Origin of the sequence: Pseudomonas eucalypticola, from assembly GCF_013374995.1 — a bacterium.
Classification (GTDB): Bacteria; Pseudomonadota; Gammaproteobacteria; order Pseudomonadales; family Pseudomonadaceae; genus Aquipseudomonas; species Aquipseudomonas eucalypticola.
In genome coordinates this window covers 5,194,083-5,214,160 of sequence record NZ_CP056030.1, presented here as the reverse complement: position 1 = coordinate 5,214,160, position 20,078 = coordinate 5,194,083, and the positions used below count along the sequence as shown (strand labels likewise).

The following is a 20,078-nucleotide window of genomic DNA, read 5'->3' as shown; positions in this document are numbered from 1 at the left end:
TGTGGGAGCTGGCTTGCCAGCGAGCTTTTGAGGCCCAAAGCTCGCTGGCAAGCCAGCTCCCACAATTGCATTCAGCACCCGAAGAGTTAATGTGGATTCATGGCCAACCCGCCCATCCTGCAACCCGCCTTTGTCCTGCACTCGCGGCCCTACCGCGAGAACAGCGCCCTGGTCGACTTCCTGACCCCAGGTGGCCGCTTGCGCGCAGTGCTACGCAGCGCCCGCAGCAAGGCCGGCACCCAGGCGCGGCCGTTCGTGCCGCTGGAGGCGGAGTTCCGCGGCAAGGGTGAGCTGAAGAACGTCGGACGCATGGAAACGGTGGGGGTGGCGGCCTGGATGGTCGGCGATGCGTTGTTCAGCGGCCTGTACCTCAACGAATTGCTGATTCGCCTGCTGCCCGCCGAAGACCCGAATCAAGTCATCTACGACGCCTACGCGGCGACCCTTCAGGCCCTGGCCGCCGGGCGGCCGCTGGAGCCGCTGCTGCGCGCTTTCGAGTGGCGGCTGCTGGACGAACTGGGCTACGGCTTCGCCCTGGACACCGACGTCAACGGCGATGCGGTGGAAGCGGACGGAATGTACCGCTTGCAAGTCGATGCCGGGCTTGAGCGAGTGTGGCTGGTACAGCCCGGCCTGTTCAGCGGCAGCGCGCTGCTGGCCATGGCCGAAGCCGACTGGACTACCCCCGGGGCGTTGAACGCGGCCAAGCGCCTCATGCGCCAGGCGCTGGCCGTGCACCTGGGCGGTCGTCCGCTGGTGAGCCGCGAACTGTTTCGCAAGCCGTAAGCAAGACGTATCCTAGGCGCTCAATTCCAAGGAGCGCTCCCGTGACCACCAGCAATCGCATTCTTCTCGGCGTCAACATCGACCACGTGGCAACCCTGCGTCAGGCTCGCGGCACCCGCTACCCCGACCCGGTCAAGGCTGCGCTGGACGCCGAAGAAGCGGGCGCCGACGGCATCACCGTGCACCTGCGCGAAGACCGCCGGCATATTCAGGAGCGCGACGTGCTGCTGCTCAAGGACGTGCTGCAGACGCGCATGAACTTCGAGATGGGCGTCACCGAGGAAATGCTCGCCTTCGCTGAACGCATCCGCCCGGCCCACGTATGCCTGGTACCGGAAACCCGCCAGGAACTGACCACCGAGGGTGGCCTCGACGTGGCCGGCCAGGAAGCACGCATCCAGGCAGCGGTGGAGCGCCTGGCCAAAATCGGTTGTGAAGTGTCGTTGTTCATCGACGCCGATGAACGCCAGATTGCCGCGTCCAAGCGCGTGGGCGCGCCCGCGATCGAATTGCACACCGGCCGTTATGCCGATGCACAAACGCCGGCTGAAGTGGCCGAAGAGCTCAAACGCATTGCCGACGGCGTGGCGTTTGGCGTCGCCCAGGGCCTGATCGTCAATGCCGGGCATGGTTTGCATTATCACAACGTCGAAGCCGTGGCGGCGATCAAGGGCATCAACGAACTGAACATCGGCCACGCCTTGGTGGCCCATGCGCTGTTCGTGGGCTTCAAGGCCGCAGTGGCCGAGATGAAGCAACTGATCGTGGCCGCCGCTCGCTGATCGTGTTGCCTGCTTCCTGAGCTTCGCCCGGTCCAACAAGGGTTTGCATGCCGGATGGGAGACCGGGCGAAGCGCGTGAACAGGGCGGCGCCCACCTCACGCCTTGAGGTAACCCTCCACCAACCCTACCCAGCAGGCCGCGCCCAGCGGGATCACCGCGTCATCGAAGTCATAGTGGTCGTTGTGCACCGAGCACCCGGTGAACTCACCGGTGCCATTGCCCAGGATGAAGTAGCAGCCAGGCTTCTCGTCCAGCATCCAGGCGAAGTCCTCGCTGCCCATGATCCGCACCGGCATTTTCTGCAACACGTTGTCGGCGCCCAGCACATCGCGGGCCACCGCCAGCATGCGCTCGGTCTCCGCCGGGCTGTTGACCAGCACCGGGGCCAGCAGTTGGTAGTCGATCTGGGCCTTGACCCCAAAACTCGCCGCCTGGCCTTCGACGATCTCGCGGATGCGCTTTTCCACCCGTGCACGCACGGCCGGGTCGGCGGTGCGCACGCTGAGCATCACCTTGGCTGTCTCGGGAATGATGTTGTACGCCGTGCCCGCCTGTACCATGCCCACGCTCAGTACCGCGGCGTCATCGGTGGACAGGTTGCGCGAGATCACCGTCTGCAGGGCGGTGATGATGCCAGCCAGGGCCGGCACCGGGTCGACGGCGCGCTCGGGCATGGCGCCGTGGCCACCGCGGCCGGTCAGGGTGATGGTCACCCGCTCGGACGAGGCCATGAAGCCGCCAGCCTGCACCACCGCCTGGCCCACCGGCAGGCCAGGCATGTTGTGGTAGGCGTACACCGCGTTGCAGGGGAAGCGGGTGAACAGGCCGTCATCGATCATTTGCTTGGCGCCGGCCAGGCCTTCTTCATCCGGTTGGAAGATCAGGTTCAAGGTGCCATCGAATTCGGCGTGCAGCGCCAGTTGTTCGGCGGCGGCCAACAGGGTAGCAGTGTGGCCGTCGTGGCCACAGGCGTGCATGCGCCCCTGGTACTGGCTGGCCCAGGGCAGGCCGTTCTTTTCCAGAATCGGCAGGGCGTCCATGTCGGCACGGATGCCCAGGGTGCGCGTACCGCTGCCGCGCTTGAGCACGCCGACCACCCCGCAGCCGCCTACGCCGGTGTGCACCTCGTAGCCCCAGGCGCCGAGCATTTCCGCGACCAGGCTAGCGGTGCGTGGCACGTCGCCGCCCAGCTCCGGAAAGCTGTGGATGTCACGGCGAATGACCGCGAAATGCTCGGCACTGGCTTGCAGTTTCTGGTTGATGATCAGGTTGCTCATGGTTGCTTCCTTTTCTGGCAGTAAAGGGGGGCTCAGGCGCGGCCTGGGTGTTCCGGGAACAGGCGCAGGGCGATCAGGCTCAGCACCAGGGTGGCGATCAGGTACAGGGCAGGGGTCAAGGGATTGCCGGTCAGGCCGATCAGCCAGGTCACCAGCAGCGGCGAGAAACCACCGAACAGGGTCACGCCGAAGCTGTAGATCACCGACAGCCCGGTGACGCGCTGTTCGCGGGGAAAGGCCTCCATCAGCATGGCGAAACTGGCGCCCACGCCAACGGCCATGGGCATGATCAGCAAGGCGATGGCCAGCATGCACAGCCAGGTGCTTTGCAGGCCCAAGAGCAGAAACGAAGGGTAGGCGAACACCAGCGCCAGCCCGGCCACCCAGTACAGCAGTGGCTTGCGCCGGGTAAACCGGTCGGCATAACGTGCGGCGATCGGCGGGATCACCGCCAGCAGGGCACTGGCCAGGCCCACCAGGGCGAAGGAAAAACTGCCCGGGTAGTGCAGGGTCTGCACCAGGTAGGTAGGCATGTAGAACACCACCATGTACATGCTCACGGTGGAGGCCGCCATCCACATGATGCCCAGCAGCAGGGTGCCTTTGTGATCGCGCAGCAACTGTGCCAGCGAGGGGGTGTCGGCGGTATCGGTATGGGTTTCATCCAGGTGCTGGCGAATGAACCAGCCCACCGGGCCGATCATCAGGCCGATGATGAACGGTACGCGCCAGCCCCAGCTTTGCAACGCCTCGGGGCTCAGGTTGCTGCTCAATAGCAAGCCGGTGAGCGCCCCCAGCAAGGCGGCCGCACCTTGGCTCGCGCCCTGCCAGCTGACCATGAAACAGCGGTTGGCGGTGCTGCCTGACTCCATCAGGAACGCCGAGGCGCTGCCCACCTCACCGCCCGCCGACAGGCCTTGCAGCAGGCGGCCGAATACCAGCAGCAGGGTGGCGGTGATGCCGATGCTGGCATAGGTCGGGGTGAAGGCGATGATGCCGGTGCCTACGGTCATCAGGGCGATGGTCAGTGACAACGCCGCCTTGCGCCCACGACGGTCAGCGACGCGGCCAATCAGCACGGCGCCCAGCGGTCGCATCAGAAAGCCCACGGCAAAGGTCGCCAGCGACATCAACAGCGATGCCAGCGCTGACTCACCGGGAAAGAACAGTTTGCCGATGATCACGGCGAAGAAGCTGTACACGGTGAAGTCGTAGATTTCCAGGCCATTGCCCAGTGACGAGGCAATGACCACGCGGCGCATCTTGCGCGCCTGCAGCGAGGCCATGGCGGGGCTGGGGTGGAGCGGCAAATCGCTGGCGGGGGTGCTCTTCATGGCGCTGTTCCTGTACCCGGGGTCGTGGTGAGCGGGAGTGTTGAACAGCGCCGCGCAAACTGCACATCCCTTTTATGCAAGGCCCCAACCGTTGGTGTGGATGAACGGGCGGCAGGGAAAAAGCTGGCGAGGGTTGTGGGCATTTTCGACTCGCGATGCGCGAATCTGGTGCTCGCGGGCTGGGGAGATGGGTAACGGTGGGGGCGTGCGGAAGGTGGGCCTGGCGAGCGAGGTCGCGAAAGCACGCGGTACGGCGGCGTTGCGGGGGCATCCAGCCTGGCGGTAAACCCCTTGCGCAATGCTCCAGCAATCTGGCGTGGGGCCGGGCGAAGTTCAGGAAAATATCGGCGCGGCGAAACAGTGATTACGCGGCGCGGCATTCCCGACCTTCGTTCGGTCCCACGGGTAAGGAGGGCACTAAATAAGCAGGGGTTTGCCCGCCAATTGCTCGTGCAGATGGGCGAAAAGCTGCCCTGCGGTCTTGGTCAGGTAGCTGCGGTTCACGCACACCAGGTTCACCGAATAATCCGGCACTGGCTCCTGAATGTCGATTTTCTGCAGGTGCTTGGACATGTCGCTCAGCCCTACCAGGTCATGGCCCAGGGCTGGCTGGCTCATGATCATCACCGCGTCGCTGTCGATCAGCATCTTGATCGCCAAGTTCATGGCCGTGCACTCGAACACTTTGCGCGGGCGGCCCAGGGCACTGCCTTCGAACAGTTGGTTGAACTGCGACTGGCTGTCGGTGAGTGGGTCGACGCTGATCCAGTGGGCCTGCTGCAACAAGCGCAGGGACCGTACATTGCGCAGGGGGTGGTCCTTGCGCACGACCACCACGCCGGGAATGCGGCACAGGGGTTGCCAGTCCAGGCCCACGGCGTTGACGGGCACCTGTGAGGTCAGGGCGAAGTCCAGCAGGCCATCGCGCAGGTGCTGCAACAGCTGCGCGGGGCGCATCTCCAGCACTTTGAGGGTGGCGTTGGGGTAGCTTTGCTGAAAGCTCAGCAGGGTGTGTTTGAGCGATTGCAGCAGGGCGGTGACCGGGGTGACGCCAATGGTGATCTCGCTGACCACCAGGCCCTTCATGTCTTCGATTTCCTGGCGCGCCCGGCGCACGCTTTCCAGCGCCTGGCGAGCGTGGCCGAGCATGCGCTGGCCATATTCGGTGAGGGTCATGCCCTTGTTGGAGCGTACCAGCAGGGTAATGCCCAGTTCGTTCTCGAGTTCCTTGATGGCCCGGCTCAGGGCCGACTGGGTCAGGTGCAGTACCTGGGAGGCATCTTGCAGGCTGCCGGTTTCATGGATGGATACAAGCGCACGGAGTTGATGCAGTTTCATTGTTATTCCTGACAACGGCCACAGGCCTGTAAGGTTGCCCTGCACGGGCGTCTGGGTGAAGTGTGCCAGAAGGTCGCGGGTGCAGGGCAGCCCTTGCCGTGTATCAGCGCCCGTAAACCGGGAAAGCCTTGCTCAGCGCGGCTACCTGCGCGGCCACTTCGGCTTCCACGTCGGCGTCGCCCAGGTGGTCGAGCACATCACAGATCCAGCCCGCCAGGCGCGTGCATTCGGCTTCGCCAAAGCCACGCGTGGTGACGGCAGGCGTGCCGATGCGCAGGCCCGAGGTCACGAAAGGCGACTGCGGGTCGTTGGGCACGGCGTTCTTGTTGACGGTGATGTGCACACGGCCCAGCGCGGCGTCGGCGTCCTTGCCGGTGATGCCGCGGCGGATCAGGCTGACCAGGAACAGGTGGTTATCGGTACCGGCGGACACCACGTCATAGCCGCGCGCCACGAACACCCCAGCCATGGCACGGGCGTTATCGATGACCTGCCGCTGGTACACCTTGAACGCCGGGGCCAGGGCCTCTTTGAAGCACACCGCCTTGGCGGCGATGACGTGCATCAGCGGGCCGCCCTGGCCGCCGGGAAATACCGCCGAGTCCAGCTTCTTCTCCACGGTAGGGTTGCTGCGCGCCAGGATCAGGCCACCGCGCGGCCCACGCAGGGTCTTGTGGGTCGTGGTAGTGACCACGTCCGCGTAAGGCACCGGGTTGGGGTAGAGGCCGGCGGCCACCAGCCCCGCGACATGGGCCATATCCACGAACAACCAGGCGCCCACCTGGTCGGCAATGGCTCGGAAGCGGGCGAAATCCAGGGTGCGCGAATAGGCCGAAAAGCCGGCGATCAGCATCTTGGGTTGATGCTGCACGGCCAGGCGCTCCACCTCGTCATAGTCGATCAGCCCCTGGTCGTCGATGCCGTACTGCACTGCGTTGTACAGCCGGCCGGAAAAACTGACCTTGGCGCCATGGGTCAGGTGTCCGCCGTGGGTCAGGCTCATGCCCAGCACGGTGTCGCCCGGTTGCAGCAGCGCCAGGAACACCGCCGCGTTGGCCTGGCTGCCCGAGTGCGGCTGGACGTTGGCATAATCGGCGCCAAACAGTTGCCTGGCGCGGTCGATGGCCAGTTGCTCGACCACATCCACGTGCTCACAGCCGCCGTAGTAGCGCTTGCCCGGGTAACCTTCGGCGTATTTGTTCGTCAGCACACTGCCTTGGGCCTGCATCACGGCGGGGCTGGTGTAGTTCTCGGAGGCGATCAGTTCGATGTGTTGCTCCTGGCGATGGGCTTCCAGGGCAATGGCATCGTTCAGGGCAGGGTCGAAGTCGGCGAGGGTGAGGCTTTTGGAGAACATGGGGCGGTCCTTGTGTCCAGTGTTGAGATGGAGTGGACAGAGCAAGGGCGGTGCCAGCTTTTTATACTATAAAAATCAACGGGTTATCAGGGTGTCCTGCGACCGTCTGCAATGATTTCGTTCCACATCGTTCGTTCACATGGGTGAAATCGTCAGCAATCAGGGATGGATGGTTGCGTTCGTAATGGGTTCATTACGATGGAAAGGTATCGATACAGCGCGCGCAGGAGCTGTTGACCCAGCTCCTGCATCTGCCTCATCCGCTCCTGGGCTTTACGGCGCGAACGGTAACTCGCGTTTGTGCTGGCTGTTGTCGTAGGTGCGCACGATGATGGCGTAGGCCTCCTCGCTGACCTTTTCGCCGTGAAGGAAGGCGTCGATCTGGGCGTAGGTCACGCCGTGGGCTTCCTCATCTGGCTTGCCCGGGCGCAGTTCTTCCAGGTCGGCGGTAGGCACTTTCTCCACCAGGTTTTCCGGGGCGCCCAGGTGCCGGGCAATGGCCCGTACCTGGTGCTTCACCAGGCCGCTGAGCGGGGCCAGGTCGCAGGCACCGTCGCCGAATTTGGTGAAAAAGCCCATCACGGCCTCGGCGGCGTGGTCGGTACCGATCACCAGGCCGTTGTTGGCGTTGGCGATGGTGTACTGAGCCACCATGCGGATACGCGCCTTGGCGTTGCCGATGACAAAGTCGCGGCGGGCGTCGGTGAGGCCATGCAGGTGCGCGACCTGCTCGGACAGCCCCAGCACGGCGCCGGCGATGTTGACGGTGTCTTCCACGTCTGCGCGGATGAACTGCATCGAGGCGGCGGCATCGTGTTCATCGTGCTGAATGTTATAGGGCAAGCGCACGGCGATGAATTGATAGCCGTCGTCGCCGGTCTCGGCGCGCAGTTCTTCCACCGATAACTGCGCCAGGCGGCCTGCGGTGAGCGAGTCGACGCCGCCGCTGATGCCCAGCACCAGCACCTTCACGTGGGCGTTGCGCAAGCACTGCTTGATGAACGCCTTGCGCCGTTCCACTTCGGCCACCAGGGCGGCAGTGTCGGCGAAGGGCGGTACCACGTTGAGGGCCGCGGCGATTTCGATTTGACGGTTGCTCATGTCGAACTCCTGAGGGTGCAATTCAGACGCGAAATACATGTTTGAGGTAGGTAACGAAGTTCTCGTCCAGGCATTGGGTCTTGCCTGGCGTATCGGAGATTTTCGCCACCGGATGGCCGTTGCAGGCGGTCATCTTGATCACGATGTTCATGGGCTCGACCCCGGGTATGTCGCAGGTCAGGTTGGTGCCGATGCCAAAGCTTACATGGATCCGGCCGTGCAGCGCTCTATACAGTTCCAGGGCCTTGGGCAGCGTCAGGCCGTCGGAAAAGATCAGCGTCTTGCTCAATGGGTCGATGCCCAGGCTTTCATAGTGCCGGATGGCCTTTTCCGCCCAGGCCAGCGGGTCGCCGGAGTCGTGGCGCAAACCGTCGAAAAGCTTGGCGAAATACAGGTCGAAGTCCTTGAGAAAGGCATTCATGGTGATGCAGTCGGTGAGCGCGATACCCAGCAGGCCGCGGTATTCACGCACCCAGCAGTCCAGGGCGGCGATCTGGCTGTCGATCAGCCGCGGGCCCAGTTGCTGGTGGGCCATGAACCACTCGTGGGCCATGGTGCCGATGGGTTTCACCTCCAGCTCGCGGGCCAGGTGCACGTTGCTGGTGCCAACGAACCGGCCGGGGAAGTCGCGCTTGAGGATATGCACTACCTCCTCCTGCACCCGGTAGGAAAAGCGCCGGCGGGTGCCGAAGTCGGCCAGTTGGAAACCGCTCAGTTCGCTGGGGCTGGCTTCGGCCTTGAGCCAGTCGAGCTTCTTGTACAACTGCTCGGTGGCCTGCTCCAGCGCCACATCGCGGTAGCGGTAGCGGTTGCGCACCTCGCTGATGATCGCCAGCAACGGGATCTCGTAGAGGATCACGTGCAGCCAGGGGCCGCGCAGGCGGATGCACAGTTGGCCGGCTTCGATGCTGGTATGCACGTAGCGCAGGTTGAAGCGGAACAGGCTCAGGAAACGGATGAAATCCGGTTTCATGAACGGGATGCGCTCCAGGAAGGCCAACTGGTCGTGGGTGATGGAGATTTCGGCCAGGCGCTCGATCTGGTAGCGAATCTCGGCCAGGTAGGGCGTCAGGTCTTCGGCGTTGCGGCAGCGAAACTCCCATTCCACCTCGGCGTTGGGGTAGTTGTGCAGCACGGCCTGCATCATGGTCAGCTTGTAGAAGTCGGTGTCCAGCAGGTTCTGCACGATACGGTCGGCGAAAATACTCTCGGCCATGGTCAGGCTTCCTTGTTCAGGGCGGCGGCCAGTTCGGCGGCGCTAGCGTACAGTTCGATGCCCTCGGCCTGCATCTGTTCGCAGGCCGCGCGGGCAGTGTCCTGGGCGATGGCGCGGCAAGCCGGCAGGTACACGCCTACCCGGAAGCCGGCGCGGCGCAGTTGCAGGGCGGTGGTCTTGACGCAGTAGTCCAGCGCCAGGCCGCCCACCAGCACGCAGCCCACGCCGTGCTGGCGCAGGAACTCGATGGCGCCGGTGCTGCGGGTGTCGGCCAGGTCGTGGTAGCAGGCGCCGTAGGGGTGCAGGTCTGGCTCGATGCCTTTCCACACGAAAAAGTCGTAGTCCAGCGGCGTGGGCAGCTCGTCCAGCAACTCGAAACCGGGGGTGCCGGGCACGCAGTGGCTGACCCAGGTGATGTCGGCGTTGGGCAGGTTCAGGGGTTGCAGCATCTCGGCGTGGCTGGGCACCACCCACGCGGCATGGGGCGTGTGGGCATCCTTGCTGCCCAGGCGCAGGTCGGCGTAGCGGGCCAGGTGGTTGAGCGCCGCGCCGATCAGGTGGCCTTCAGGCACCGGCAGCTCAGCCGGGCAGAGGGGGGTGAAGCCCTTTTGGGCGTCGATGTCGAAACTGGCGATCTTCATGGCGGCAACTCCTTGCTTCGCTGTGCGTGACTACATATTCCACCTGATGTAATATGTGGTCAAGCAAAATTATGCCGGGCAAGAGGGAGGCACCATGAGCAACGCCCAGATCCTGGCGAGTGTCGACATCGTCGCGCTGCGCCTCAACGAGCACCAGCGCTTGGAGCTGCTGCTGATCCGCCGCGCTCGCGAGCCGTTCAGCGACCAGTGGGCGCTGCCTGGTGTGCTGGTCAATGGCCGCTGCGCTGACCCCAGCCTGGACGCCGCCGCCAGCCGCGCGCTGGAGGAAAAGGCACGGGTCGCCCCCCGGTACCTGGAGCAGGTCGCCACGGTAGGCAGCGCCAGCCGTGACCCGCGTGGCTGGTCCATGAGTACCATTTACCTGGCATTGCTGTGCCCCACCACACGGCTGGAAGGCCAAGACCTGCGCTTCTTCGCCCTGGATGATGTTCTGCAAGGTCGCCAGGCGTTGCCGTTCGACCACACCGAACTGGTGGCCCAGGCCCACGCGCGGCTCGCTGCCAAAGCGGTGTACACGGCGTTGCCGCTGCACCTGTTGCAGCCGCGGTTCACGGTCACCGAAGCCTTGGCGGCATTCGAAGCCTGCCTGGGCCAGGCGGTGCAGCACACTACCCTGCGGGGGCGTCTGGAGCGCATGAAGGACAAGGGCTGGATCATCGATACGGGGGAGAAGAACCGGCCACCCATGGGCCGGCCGCAGACGCTGCTGGAGCACCGGCCCGAGGCGGGCCGGGTGTTCGTGTTCGACCGCAGCGTGCTGGTCTGAGAGGCTTACTTGCGGGCCTTGAGCACGGCGCGCATCGGCGCCGGCAGGCCTTCGATGGTGCGGCTGTGGTCGTTGGGGTCGAGGAAGTCGCCCAGTGACTGGTATTTCATCCACTCGGTGCTGCGTTGTTCCTGCACCGTGGTGATGCTGACGTCCACGCATTCGATGTCGCGGAACCCGGCGCGGCGCAGCCACAGTTCCAGGGCCGCAACCGAGGGCAGGAACCACACGTTGCGCATCTGCGCGTAGCGGTCTTCCGGTACCAGCACCTGGTGCTTGTCGCCAGGCACTACCAGGGTTTCCAGTACCAACTCGCCACCCTTGACCAGGCAGTCCTTCAGCGCCAGCAGGTGTTCGATCGGCGAACGGCGATGGTAGAACACGCCCATGGAAAATACTGTGTCGAAGCCTTCGAGGTTCGCCGGCAGGTCCTCCAGGGCGAACGGCAGGTGCCAGGCGGGCAGGTCGGGCAGGTAGCGTTGCACGGCCTGGAACTGGCAGAAGAACAGCCAGTTGGGGTCCACGCCGATGACGCTGTCGGCGCCGGCACCGAGCATGCGCCACTGGTAGTAACCGTTGCCGCAGCCCACGTCGAGCACCCGCTTGCCCTTGAGATCCAGGTGCGGCGCGACCCGCGACCATTTCCAGTCCGAGCGCCATTCGGTGTCCACGTGCACGCCGAACAGGTTGAACGGGCCTTTGCGCCAGGGCGATAGCCCCATCAGGGCATCGTGCATCTGCTGGCGGGTGGCGTCGTCGCAGGCGCAGTCCAGGGTCAGTGTGTCGACCAGGTCTATTTCACTGGGTCGCACCGCAGGCAAGGCATCGAGTGCCGCCTGCCAGCGCTCCAGGTCACCGTGGCCTTTTTCCATCTTGGCGTCGAGCTGGGCCTGCAGGCCCTCGCTCCACGTGGCCAGGGGCGTGCCCGCCATGCGGCGGACCAGGGGGGCTAGATCAATCATGGCAGGGCAATCAACGAGGCAAAATTAAGGCATTGGAACCATGGCACCACCTTGGAGAAGCCGGCCGCCAGCAGGCGCTCGCGGTGTTCTTCCAGGCTGTCGGGCTTCATCACGTTTTCGATGGCGCTGCGCTTCTGGGCAATTTCCAGTTCGCTGTAGCCATTGGCGCGCTTGAAGGCGATGTGCAGGTCGGTGAGCAGGTCGTGTTCCTGGCTGTCGGCAAAGCGCAGCTTTTCCGAGAGAATCAGCGCCCCACCGGGCACCAGGGCCTGGCGGATGCGTTGCAGCAGGCCAAGGCGCTGGTCGCGGCTGATGAACTGCAGGGTGAAGTTCAGGGCGATGACCGAGGCCGGCTGGAAGTCCAGGCTGAGAATGTCGCCGTCGATGACCTGCACCGGCAGCAGCTCCTGGAACATCGAGTCCTGGGCATTGAGGTATTCACGGCAGCGCTCGACCATGGCGCTGGAGTTGTCCACTGCGATCACCCGGCAGTCGTCGGTGCGCACGTGGCGGCGCAGCGATTGGGTCACGGCGCCCAGGGAACTGCCCAGGTCATACAGCGCGGTGTGCGGCTGGGCGAACTGGGCGGCGAGCACACCGAGGTTCTCGACGATGGTCGGGTAGCCAGGCACCGAACGCTTGATCATGTCCGGGAATACCCGCACCACGTCTTCGTTGAAAACGAAGTCGGGCACCTGGGCCAGGGGCTGGGCGAAAATGCGGTCGGGTTCTTTGCTCACGGCGGTTCCGGCGGGTCGGGAAAATCGAGGGGCGGCATTTTAGCGGGAATGGCGGTTTATTGCAGGTATGCCTGATGAATCGCGTCGGCTGTTTCCCCGGCTACGCCAATCTCACTTCACGGTGATGGCGCAGTCGAACACCTGCACTGGCTTCACCTCCGGCGCCCACGGTTGCTGCAGCACCAGCAGCAACTGCCCCTGCCCGGCGGCCTTGGCCTGGAAGCGCCACGTCGATTGCCCGGCGGCGCCTACCAGCCCGGCGTCCTCGGGGTTGCTGTACACCTCCGGGCTCAGTACCCGCAGCACCGCGGGTGCGGGGTTCTGCACCAGCCAGCGGTAGCCGGTGGTGGGGTTGCTGGGCAAGGTGAGGGTGAGAGTTTGGCCATTGACCAGTTTCAGCGGGCATTCGCTCTGTTTGGCCAGGTCGACGTTGTGCGCCGGTTGCTGGGCGCAGGCGGCCAGCAGGGCAATGCTGGCGGGCAGGAGAAAGCGGGCGGCGGTCATGGGCGGCTCCACGGGTGGCAAGGATGGCCGCCAGCATAACCGAAAAAATGGGGCTCCGACCCTGTGGGGCCGGGCGAAGCTCGGGAAGCATACGCCGCGAACCTTCAGGTATTTCGCGTTGCCTGCTTCCCGAGCTTCGCTCGGTCCCACAACGGGTCAGAACAACACTTTCGCCACATCGGCGAAGCGCTTGGCGAAGTGCACCGTCAGCCCTTGCTTGAGGTAGTCCGGCAGCTCTTCGAAGTGCCCGCGGTTGGCTTCCGGCAGGATCAGTTCATTGATCTTCTGCCGCCGCGCCGCGATCACTTTCTCGCGCACACCGCCGATCGGCAGCACATGCCCGGTCAGCGTCAGCTCGCCAGTCATGGCCACGCCTTTTTTCGGCGCCTGGTCACGGGCCAGGGACAGCAGGGCGCTGGCCATGGTCACGCCGGCGCTGGGGCCGTCCTTGGGCGTGGCGCCCTCCGGTACGTGCAGGTGCACGAACGCCTCGTCGAAGAAGGTGGGATCGGCACCGTATTGCTGCAGGTTGGAACTGATGTAGCTGTGGGCAATTTCCGCTGACTCCTTCATTACCTCGCCCAGTTGCCCGGTCAGCTTGAAGCCGCGGTTGTGGGTGTGAATGCGCGTAGCTTCGATGGGCAGGGTCGCGCCGCCCATGCTGGTCCAGGCCAGGCCGGTGATAACGCCTTTGCCCGACAGCACCTGTTCGCTGCGGAACACTGGCATGCCCAGCGAGGCTTCGAGGTCCTTGGGGCCGATCTTGATCACACTGTCCGGCGCATCCAGCAGGCGCACCACGGCCTTGCGCACCAGTTTGCCCAGCTGTTTCTCCAGCTGTCGCACGCCGGCTTCGCGGGCATAACCTTCGATCACGGCACGCAGCGCGGTGTCGCTGATGCTCAGCCGGCTCTTGTCGACACCGGCCTTCTCCAACTGCTTGGGCCACAAGTGGCGCTTGGCAATCGCCAGTTTCTCTTCGGTGATGTAGCCCGACAGGCGAATCACTTCCATGCGGTCCAGCAGCGGCCCGGGGATCGAGTCCAAGGTGTTGGCCGTACACACGAACAGCACTTTGGACAGGTCCAGGCGCAGGTCCAGGTAGTGGTCGAGGAAGTCGACGTTCTGTTCCGGGTCCAGGGTCTCCAGCAGCGCCGAAGCCGGATCGCCCTGGTAGCTCTGGCCCATCTTGTCGATCTCGTCGAGCATGATCACCGGGTTCATCACTTCCACGTCTTTCAGTGCCTGCACCAGCTTGCCCGGCTGGGCGCCGATGTAGGTGCGGCGGTGGCCCTTGATTTCGGCCTCGTCACGCATGCCGCCCACGCTGAAACGGTAGAAAGGCCGGCCCAGGGACTCGGCGATGGACTTGCCGACACTGGTCTTGCCCACACCAGGCGGCCCCACCAGCAGCACGATGGAGCCGCTGATCTCGCCTTTGTAGGCGCCCACGGCAAGGAATTCGAGGATGCGGCTCTTGATGTCGTCAAGGCCGGCATGATGCTGGTCCATGACCTTGCGGGCGAATTTGAGGTCCAGCTTGTCTTTGCCGTACACGCCCCAGGGCAGGGCGGTGGCCCATTCCAGGTAGTTGCGGGTGACGGCGTACTCCGGCGACCCGGTTTCCAGGATCGCCAGTTTGCCCATTTCCTCATCCACGCGCTTTTGCGCCTGGGGTGGCAGGGTCTTGCCTTCCAGGCGCTGCTGGAACTGCTCGAGGTCGGCGCTGCGGTCGTCCTTGGTCAGGCCCAGCTCCTGCTGGATGACCTTGAGTTGTTCCTTGAGGAAGAACTCGCGCTGGTGCTCGCCGATCTGGCGGTTCACCTCGGCGGAAATCTCCTTCTGCAGGCGTGCTACTTCAACCTCTTTGCGCAGCATGGGCAGTACTTTTTCCATGCGCTTGAGCATGGGCACGCAGTCCAGCACCTGCTGCAACTCGGCGCCGGTGGCGGAGGTCAGGGCGGCGGCGAAATCGGTGAGCGGCGAGGGGTCGTTGGGGCTGAAGCGGTTGAGGTAGTTCTTCAGCTCTTCGCTGTACAGCGGGTTGAGCGGCAGCAATTCCTTGATGGCGTTGATCAGCGCCATGCCGTAGGCCTTCACCTCGTCGGTGGGCTCGGCGGGTTGGTGCGGGTATTCCACTTCCACCAGGTAGGGCGGGCGGTGGTGCTTGAGCCAGTTGCGGATGCGCACGCGGGACAGGCCCTGGGCCACGAACTGCAGCTTGCCGTTTTCGCGGCTGGCGTGGTGGATCTTCACCAGGGTGCCGTACAGCGGCAGGTTGGCGGTGTCCAGGTGGCGGGTGTCCTGGGGTGTTTCCATGAAGAACAGCGCCAGCGAGTGATGTGGCTCCTTGGCCACCAGGTCCAGGGTCTCGGCCCACGGCTCTTCGTTGACGATCACCGGCAGCACTTGCGCGGGGAAGAACGGGCGGTTGTGGATCGGGATGATGTAGACCTTGTCCGGCAGGTTCTGGCCGGGCAATGCCAGCTCGGTGCTGGAGTGGGTCGAATGTTCGATGTGGTCGTGGTCCAGGGGGGCAGTGGGGTGTTCCGGGAAATCCTGCTGGTCGCTCATGGGGCACCTGCGCAAATGACTATGCCGGTTTAGATGGGGCAGGCGGGCAGTGGTTTCAATGGCGGCACTCCAGCTTTACCAAAACCTGACGATAACCTTCATACAGAGCGGCCCCGCGGCCGCGAGACTGCGTCGCCGGCACGAAGTGCTACGCTCCTGATTGAGTTCGCCCCCTTTCGTCGGGAATTCAGGGATGATGGCAATAAGCCATAATCATGGCGTGATCTCTGGAGCCAGGGTGTTTATTCTGGCTCGGCTGAAACTGCCAGGGCTGGCGATATGTGTTTTCCGACCTTGGGTGCCACCATGGCAAAAACCTGTGTGCGATTTGCTGTATTGATGCTGGGCCTGTGGGCATCGGCCTTCTCGGCTGCCGCCCCGCTCAAGGCGCTGATACTGGACGCCCAGGGCAAGCCGTTGGCTGATGCGGTGCTGACCCTGGCCGGCGACAGTGCGGCGGGGAATGCCACGCCTACCGCCAGCATGGACCAGGTCAAGCAGGAGTTCGTGCCCCACGTGCTGGCCGTGCATACCGGCACCCGCATTCGCTTCCCCAACAGCGACAACATCCGCCACCAGGTGTATTCGTTCTCACCGCCCAAGCGCTTCGAGCTGCGCTTGTACGAAGGGACGCCCACCGACCCGTTGCTGTTCGACAAACCGGGCGTGGTGGTGCTGGGCTGCAACATCCATGACTGGATGCTGGGTTACATCTACGTCACCGACGACCCCTGGTCCGCTGTCAGCGGTGCCGATGGCACCCTGAACCTGGACGTCCCGCCCGGCCGTTACCAGGCCACCTTGTGGCACCCGCAGTCACCCGACCAGAGCGTGACCCCTGGCGGCAGCATCGACGTGCCTGCCAGCGGCTTGCAACGCACCTGGAACCTCACGGTAGAGCCCCTGGCGGCTGATACCCCCCATGCTCCTGAAACAAGTGGCTTCGGCGATGCCTTCAATAAAGCTGTCCGTGAAACTCAGAAGTAGTTTCCAGGCCCGCATTGCCTGCGTCCTGACGTTGCTGCTGCTGTTCGTGATCGCGGCACTGACGCTGTCGGTGAAGCTGGCGACCACCGACGCGGTGCGCGGTCAGGCGGCCGAGCAACTGCAAGTGGGCTCGCGGGTGTTCGAGCGCTTGCTGGACGTGCGTGGCAAGCGCCTCAAGGACGCCGCCCAGCTGCTGGCGGCCGATTTCGGCTTCCGCGATGCCGTGGCCAGTGGCGATTCGGCTACCCTGCGCTCGGCGCTGGCCAACCATGGGGCGCGTATTGGCGCCAGTGACATGATCCTGCTGAGCATGGACGGCAAGGTCATGGCCAGCACGGTGCCGGAACTCGAGGACGGTAGCCGCTTTCGCTACGACCAGGCGCTGCGCGATGCCCGCCGGCAGAACCAGGCGATGCTGATCGTGCCCTTGCGGGGCGAGCCGCATTTGCTGGTGGAAGCGCCGGTGATGGCGCCCTTGCCCATTGGCCGGGTGGTGGTGGGGTTCGTGATGGACGATGCCTTGGCCCAGGAACTGCACAACCTGACCAACCTGCAGGTGTCATTCCTGTCCCGCGACGATGGCCAGTTGGGCAAACTGGTCAGCACCCAGCCCGCCAGCCTGCAGCCGGCCATCACCAACTGGATGCTGGAACACGCCAACAGCAATCATGTGTCCCAGGCCACCCATGACGATCGCACCTACCTGAGCCAGCCGTTGATGCTCGACAACAACGACGGCGGCCAGGTCATCGCCCTGCTGCAGAGCCCGCTGGATGAAGCCTTGCAGGCGTTCTCGGCGCTGGACAACACCATTTTGTTCATCGCCATCACGGCCTTGGCGGCGTCCCTGGTCGGTGCCTTGCTGCTGGCGCGCAGCGTGTCGCAGCCCGTGCAGATGCTGGCCCAGGCCGCGGCCCGTATCGGCACGGGTGATTACCAGACGCCGGTGGACCTGGAGCGCCGCGACGAACTCGGGCTGCTGGCCAAGGCGTTCAACCATATGCGTGTGGGGATCGCCGAGCGCGAGCAGCAATTGGCGTACAACGCCCTGCACGACAGCCTGACCGGCCTGCCCAACCGTACGTTGGCCATGGAACGCCTGAGCAGCGCCATCGCCGCCCAGCGCCCGGTGGCCCTGGTGTACCTGGGCATCGACAACCTGCGTGCCCTCAGCGATGGCGCCGGTTCGGTGTTCATCGACGGTCTGCTGCACCAGGTGGGGCAACGCCTGCAGGCTACCCTGACGCCGGGCGACACCCTGGCGCACCTGATCGCCGACGAGTTCCTGTTACTGCTGGAACACACCGACAGTGACAACGCGGTGGCCCGCGCCGACAAGATCCAGCAACTGCTGCTCAAGCCGCACCGCTTCAAGGGCCATGACGTGGCCATCGATTGCCGTATCGGCATTGCGGCGTACCCGGCCGATGGAGACCATGCTGAAGCGCTGGTCAGCCGCGCCGCGGTAGCCCTCAAGGACGCCTCGATGATGCCCGGGCGCCTGCAGGTCTACGAACAGGGCCGCGACCTGGCCCACCAGCGGCAGATCCGCTTGATCCGCGACCTGCGCCGCGCCGCCGACAACGGCGAGTTGTTGCTCAATTACCAGCCCAAGCTGGATATCCGTGAAGGCAAGGTTCGCCAGGCCGAGGCCCTGCTGCGCTGGCACCATCCGCAATTGGGCATTGTCTCGCCGGGAGAATTCATCGAGCTGGCCGAGCGCACCGGCAGCATCCAATTGCTGACCCGCTGGGTCATCGAGGAGGGCATTCGCCAGCTGGGTGAATGGAACCTGCGCGGCCTGCGGGTGCAATTGTCATTGAACATCTCCGCCGACGACCTGCTCGGCCAGGACCTGGCCGACCGGGTTTGCACCTTGCTGGCGCTATACAGCGTGCCGGCCAGCCAACTGATCTTCGAGATTACCGAAAGCGCGATCATGCGCGAGCCCGAATCGGCCCTCAAGGTACTCAACCGGTTGCGTGAATGCGGCATCAGCCTGTCAGTGGACGATTTCGGCACCGGCTATTCGTCATTGGCACACCTCAAGCGCCTGCCGGTGCAGGAATTGAAGATCGATCAGTCGTTCGTGCGCGACCTGGACGAGACCAGCGAGGACGCGGTGATCGTGCGTTCCACCATCGAGATGAGCCACAACCTGGGCCTGAAGGTGGTGGCCGAGGGTGTCGAATATGAACACAGCCTGCGCCTGCTAGAGCGCTGGCACTGCGATACCGCCCAGGGCTACCTCATCAGCCGGCCGCTCACGGCATCGGCATTCGAGGCCTGGATGAAGCTCCCCCTGCCTAACCTGTCTGCGATGGTGCACTGAAGATGACGCGTCGATTGTCCCTGTTGCTGTGTTCCCTGTGCCTGTCATCGGTGGCCATGGCCGACCAGGGCCGTTTGCTCGCCACCGGCGGTGCCTCCAGCCTGGACGGCCCGGCAGGTGGCGGCATCAACCCCTGGGCGGTGCTGGCCGGCTATGGCGAACAGGGTGAGTGGGGAGCCACGGCCTTCGGTACCCATGTCGACCTGCCCGACTACAACCTGGACGTGGTGGGCCTGGCCGCCAGTTATGACAACCGGGTGGAAGTCTCCTACGCGCACCAGCGTTTCGACCTGGGTAGCCTGGTGCACAAGTTCGGCTTGCCCCAGGACAGCCTCGGGCAGGATATTTTCGGGGTCAAGGTGCGCTTGTTCGGTGACCTGATCTACGACCAGTTGCCCCAGGTGTCCCTGGGCCTGGAATACAAGCACGACAACAACTTCGAGATTCCACGGCTGGTGGGCGCCCAGCGCGACGCTGACGTGGAGGGCTACCTGGCCGCCAGCCGGCTGTTTCTAGGCGGCGCCTTCGGTTACGACCTGCTGCTCAACGGCAACCTGCGCTATAGCCGCGCTAACGAACTGGGTGTGCTGGGCTTTGGTGGCGACCGCCGCGACACCCGCAGCCTGTTGAAGGAAGCCTCCGCGGCGGTGCTGTTCAACCCGCGCTGGGCAGTGGGCGTGGAGTACAAGGAGAAGCCCGATAACCTGTCGTTCGCCGGCGAGAGCGACTGGGCCGACGTATTCGTGGGCTGGTTCCCGAACAAGCATGTCGCGGTGGTATTGGCCTACGCCCGGCTGGGGGAGATCGCCACGCTGGATAACCAGAACGGTACATACCTGTCGATCCAGGGGAGTTATTGATGATGCGTCGTGTGTTGCTGGCCTCTGTGTTGCTGCTGGGCGCGTGCGCCGCCAATACCCAGCCGCCCAGGGACGACAGCCTGTACCGTGACCTGGGCGCCAAGCCCGGGATTACCGCGATCGTCGAAGGCATGCTGCTGCACATCGCCCAGGATGAGCGCATCGTCGGGCATTTTCGCAACGTCAACATCACGCGCCTGCGGGACAAGCTCGTCGAGCAGTTCTGCGTGGAAGCGGGTGGGCCTTGCACCTATACCGGCGACACCATGGCGGAATCGCACAAGGGGCAGAACCTGACGCGCAGTGATTTCAATGCCCTGGTGGAGGATCTGATCAAGGCCATGGAGGACAGGCAGGTGCCGGTGCCGGCGCAGAACCGGTTGCTCGCCAGGTTGGCGCCGATGCGGGGGGAGGTGATTGGGAAGTAGGGGGCACTGCTTTAACCTGCCACAACCACAAGCTGGAAACCTTGGCCACACAGCCAAATTTCCCCCCAAAA

The 20,078-nt window shown here is 64.3% G+C and carries 18 protein-coding genes; 7 read left to right on the top strand and 11 right to left on the bottom strand.

Features of this window, described 5'->3' with window-relative positions:
* Positions 1-99 precede the first annotated feature (99 nt).
* Together recO and pdxJ are read left to right on the top strand one after the other, a co-directional pair.
* The gene (gene recO / locus HWQ56_RS23255) at positions 100-786 is read left to right on the top strand and encodes a DNA repair protein RecO (RefSeq protein WP_158154580.1); all 687 of its coding nucleotides are present in this window, start codon (positions 100-102) and stop codon (positions 784-786) included.
* A gap of 41 nt (positions 787-827) precedes the next feature.
* Positions 828-1,568 carry a pyridoxine 5'-phosphate synthase gene (gene pdxJ / locus HWQ56_RS23250; protein ID WP_158154579.1) on the top strand — a complete coding sequence of 247 codons (741 nt, stop codon included), beginning with the start codon at positions 828-830 and terminating at the stop codon, positions 1,566-1,568.
* A 96-nt stretch (positions 1,569-1,664) separates the two neighbouring features.
* Here the strand turns inward: pdxJ and HWQ56_RS23245 are convergent, their stop codons facing one another.
* The 7 genes from HWQ56_RS23245 to HWQ56_RS23215 all read right to left on the bottom strand — a co-directional run bounded on the left by HWQ56_RS23245 (position 1,665) and on the right by HWQ56_RS23215 (position 9,833).
* Positions 1,665-2,846, bottom strand: a complete 1,182-nt coding sequence (locus HWQ56_RS23245) for a M20 aminoacylase family protein (RefSeq protein ID WP_176571885.1) — start codon at positions 2,844-2,846, stop codon at positions 1,665-1,667.
* 32 nt (positions 2,847-2,878) lie between these two features.
* Positions 2,879-4,180, bottom strand: a complete 1,302-nt coding sequence (locus HWQ56_RS23240) for an MFS transporter (protein WP_158154577.1) — start codon at positions 4,178-4,180, stop codon at positions 2,879-2,881.
* 417 nt (positions 4,181-4,597) lie between these two features.
* The gene (locus HWQ56_RS23235) at positions 4,598-5,518 is read right to left on the bottom strand and encodes a LysR family transcriptional regulator (RefSeq protein ID WP_158153159.1); all 921 of its coding nucleotides are present in this window, start codon (positions 5,516-5,518) and stop codon (positions 4,598-4,600) included.
* 103 nt (positions 5,519-5,621) lie between these two features.
* Positions 5,622-6,875, bottom strand: a complete 1,254-nt coding sequence (gene glyA / locus HWQ56_RS23230; RefSeq protein WP_176571884.1) for a serine hydroxymethyltransferase — start codon at positions 6,873-6,875, stop codon at positions 5,622-5,624.
* Between the two features lie 273 nt (positions 6,876-7,148).
* Positions 7,149-7,976 (bottom strand): ammonia-dependent NAD(+) synthetase, encoded by an 828-nt coding sequence (gene nadE / locus HWQ56_RS23225; RefSeq protein ID WP_158153162.1) that lies wholly within the window; start codon positions 7,974-7,976, stop codon positions 7,149-7,151.
* Between the two features lie 22 nt (positions 7,977-7,998).
* Entirely contained in the window at positions 7,999-9,192 is a 1,194-nt protein-coding gene (pncB, locus tag HWQ56_RS23220; RefSeq protein WP_158153164.1) for a nicotinate phosphoribosyltransferase, read from the bottom strand.
* A 2-nt stretch (positions 9,193-9,194) separates the two neighbouring features.
* On the bottom strand, positions 9,195-9,833 hold the full coding sequence (locus HWQ56_RS23215) for a nicotinamidase (RefSeq protein ID WP_158153165.1): 639 nt from the start codon (positions 9,831-9,833) through the stop codon (positions 9,195-9,197).
* A 94-nt stretch (positions 9,834-9,927) separates the two neighbouring features.
* Between HWQ56_RS23215 and HWQ56_RS23210 the strand changes: the two genes are divergently transcribed.
* Positions 9,928-10,620: an NUDIX hydrolase gene (locus HWQ56_RS23210; RefSeq protein ID WP_158153166.1), complete on the top strand. Its 693-nt coding sequence runs from the start codon at positions 9,928-9,930 to the stop codon at positions 10,618-10,620.
* Between the two features lie 5 nt (positions 10,621-10,625).
* Here the strand turns inward: HWQ56_RS23210 and cmoB are convergent, their stop codons facing one another.
* From cmoB to lon, 4 genes are all read right to left on the bottom strand, one after another.
* Positions 10,626-11,582, bottom strand: coding sequence for a tRNA 5-methoxyuridine(34)/uridine 5-oxyacetic acid(34) synthase CmoB (gene cmoB, locus HWQ56_RS23205; RefSeq protein ID WP_158153167.1), 957 nt, complete (start codon positions 11,580-11,582; stop codon positions 10,626-10,628).
* The gene (gene cmoA / locus HWQ56_RS23200; protein ID WP_158153168.1) at positions 11,579-12,322 is read right to left on the bottom strand and encodes a carboxy-S-adenosyl-L-methionine synthase CmoA; all 744 of its coding nucleotides are present in this window, start codon (positions 12,320-12,322) and stop codon (positions 11,579-11,581) included. The genes cmoB and cmoA overlap by 4 nt, the downstream gene beginning before the upstream one ends.
* A 111-nt stretch (positions 12,323-12,433) precedes the next feature.
* Entirely contained in the window at positions 12,434-12,826 is a 393-nt protein-coding gene (locus HWQ56_RS23195; RefSeq protein ID WP_176571883.1) for a protease inhibitor I42 family protein, read from the bottom strand.
* A gap of 156 nt (positions 12,827-12,982) precedes the next feature.
* Positions 12,983-15,400 carry an endopeptidase La gene (gene lon / locus HWQ56_RS23190; protein ID WP_158153170.1) on the bottom strand — a complete coding sequence of 806 codons (2,418 nt, stop codon included), beginning with the start codon at positions 15,398-15,400 and terminating at the stop codon, positions 12,983-12,985.
* A gap of 306 nt (positions 15,401-15,706) precedes the next feature.
* Between lon and HWQ56_RS23185 the strand changes: the two genes are divergently transcribed.
* Genes HWQ56_RS23185 through HWQ56_RS23170 form a run of 4 tightly spaced genes read left to right on the top strand, consistent with a single transcriptional unit; the run spans position 15,707 to position 20,007 of the window.
* Entirely contained in the window at positions 15,707-16,387 is a 681-nt protein-coding gene (locus tag HWQ56_RS23185; RefSeq protein ID WP_158153171.1) for a methylamine utilization protein, read from the top strand.
* A complete protein-coding gene (locus HWQ56_RS23180; RefSeq protein ID WP_176571882.1) occupies positions 16,371-18,719 on the top strand; it encodes a putative bifunctional diguanylate cyclase/phosphodiesterase in 2,349 nt (782 codons plus the stop codon). The genes HWQ56_RS23185 and HWQ56_RS23180 overlap by 17 nt, the downstream gene beginning before the upstream one ends.
* A 2-nt stretch (positions 18,720-18,721) precedes the next feature.
* On the top strand, positions 18,722-19,579 hold the full coding sequence (locus HWQ56_RS23175; protein ID WP_176571881.1) for a DUF3034 family protein: 858 nt from the start codon (positions 18,722-18,724) through the stop codon (positions 19,577-19,579).
* Between the two features lie 2 nt (positions 19,580-19,581).
* Complete coding sequence (locus HWQ56_RS23170; protein WP_158153194.1) at positions 19,582-20,007, top strand: group I truncated hemoglobin; 426 nt, start codon at positions 19,582-19,584, stop codon at positions 20,005-20,007.
* Positions 20,008-20,078 lie beyond the last annotated feature (71 nt).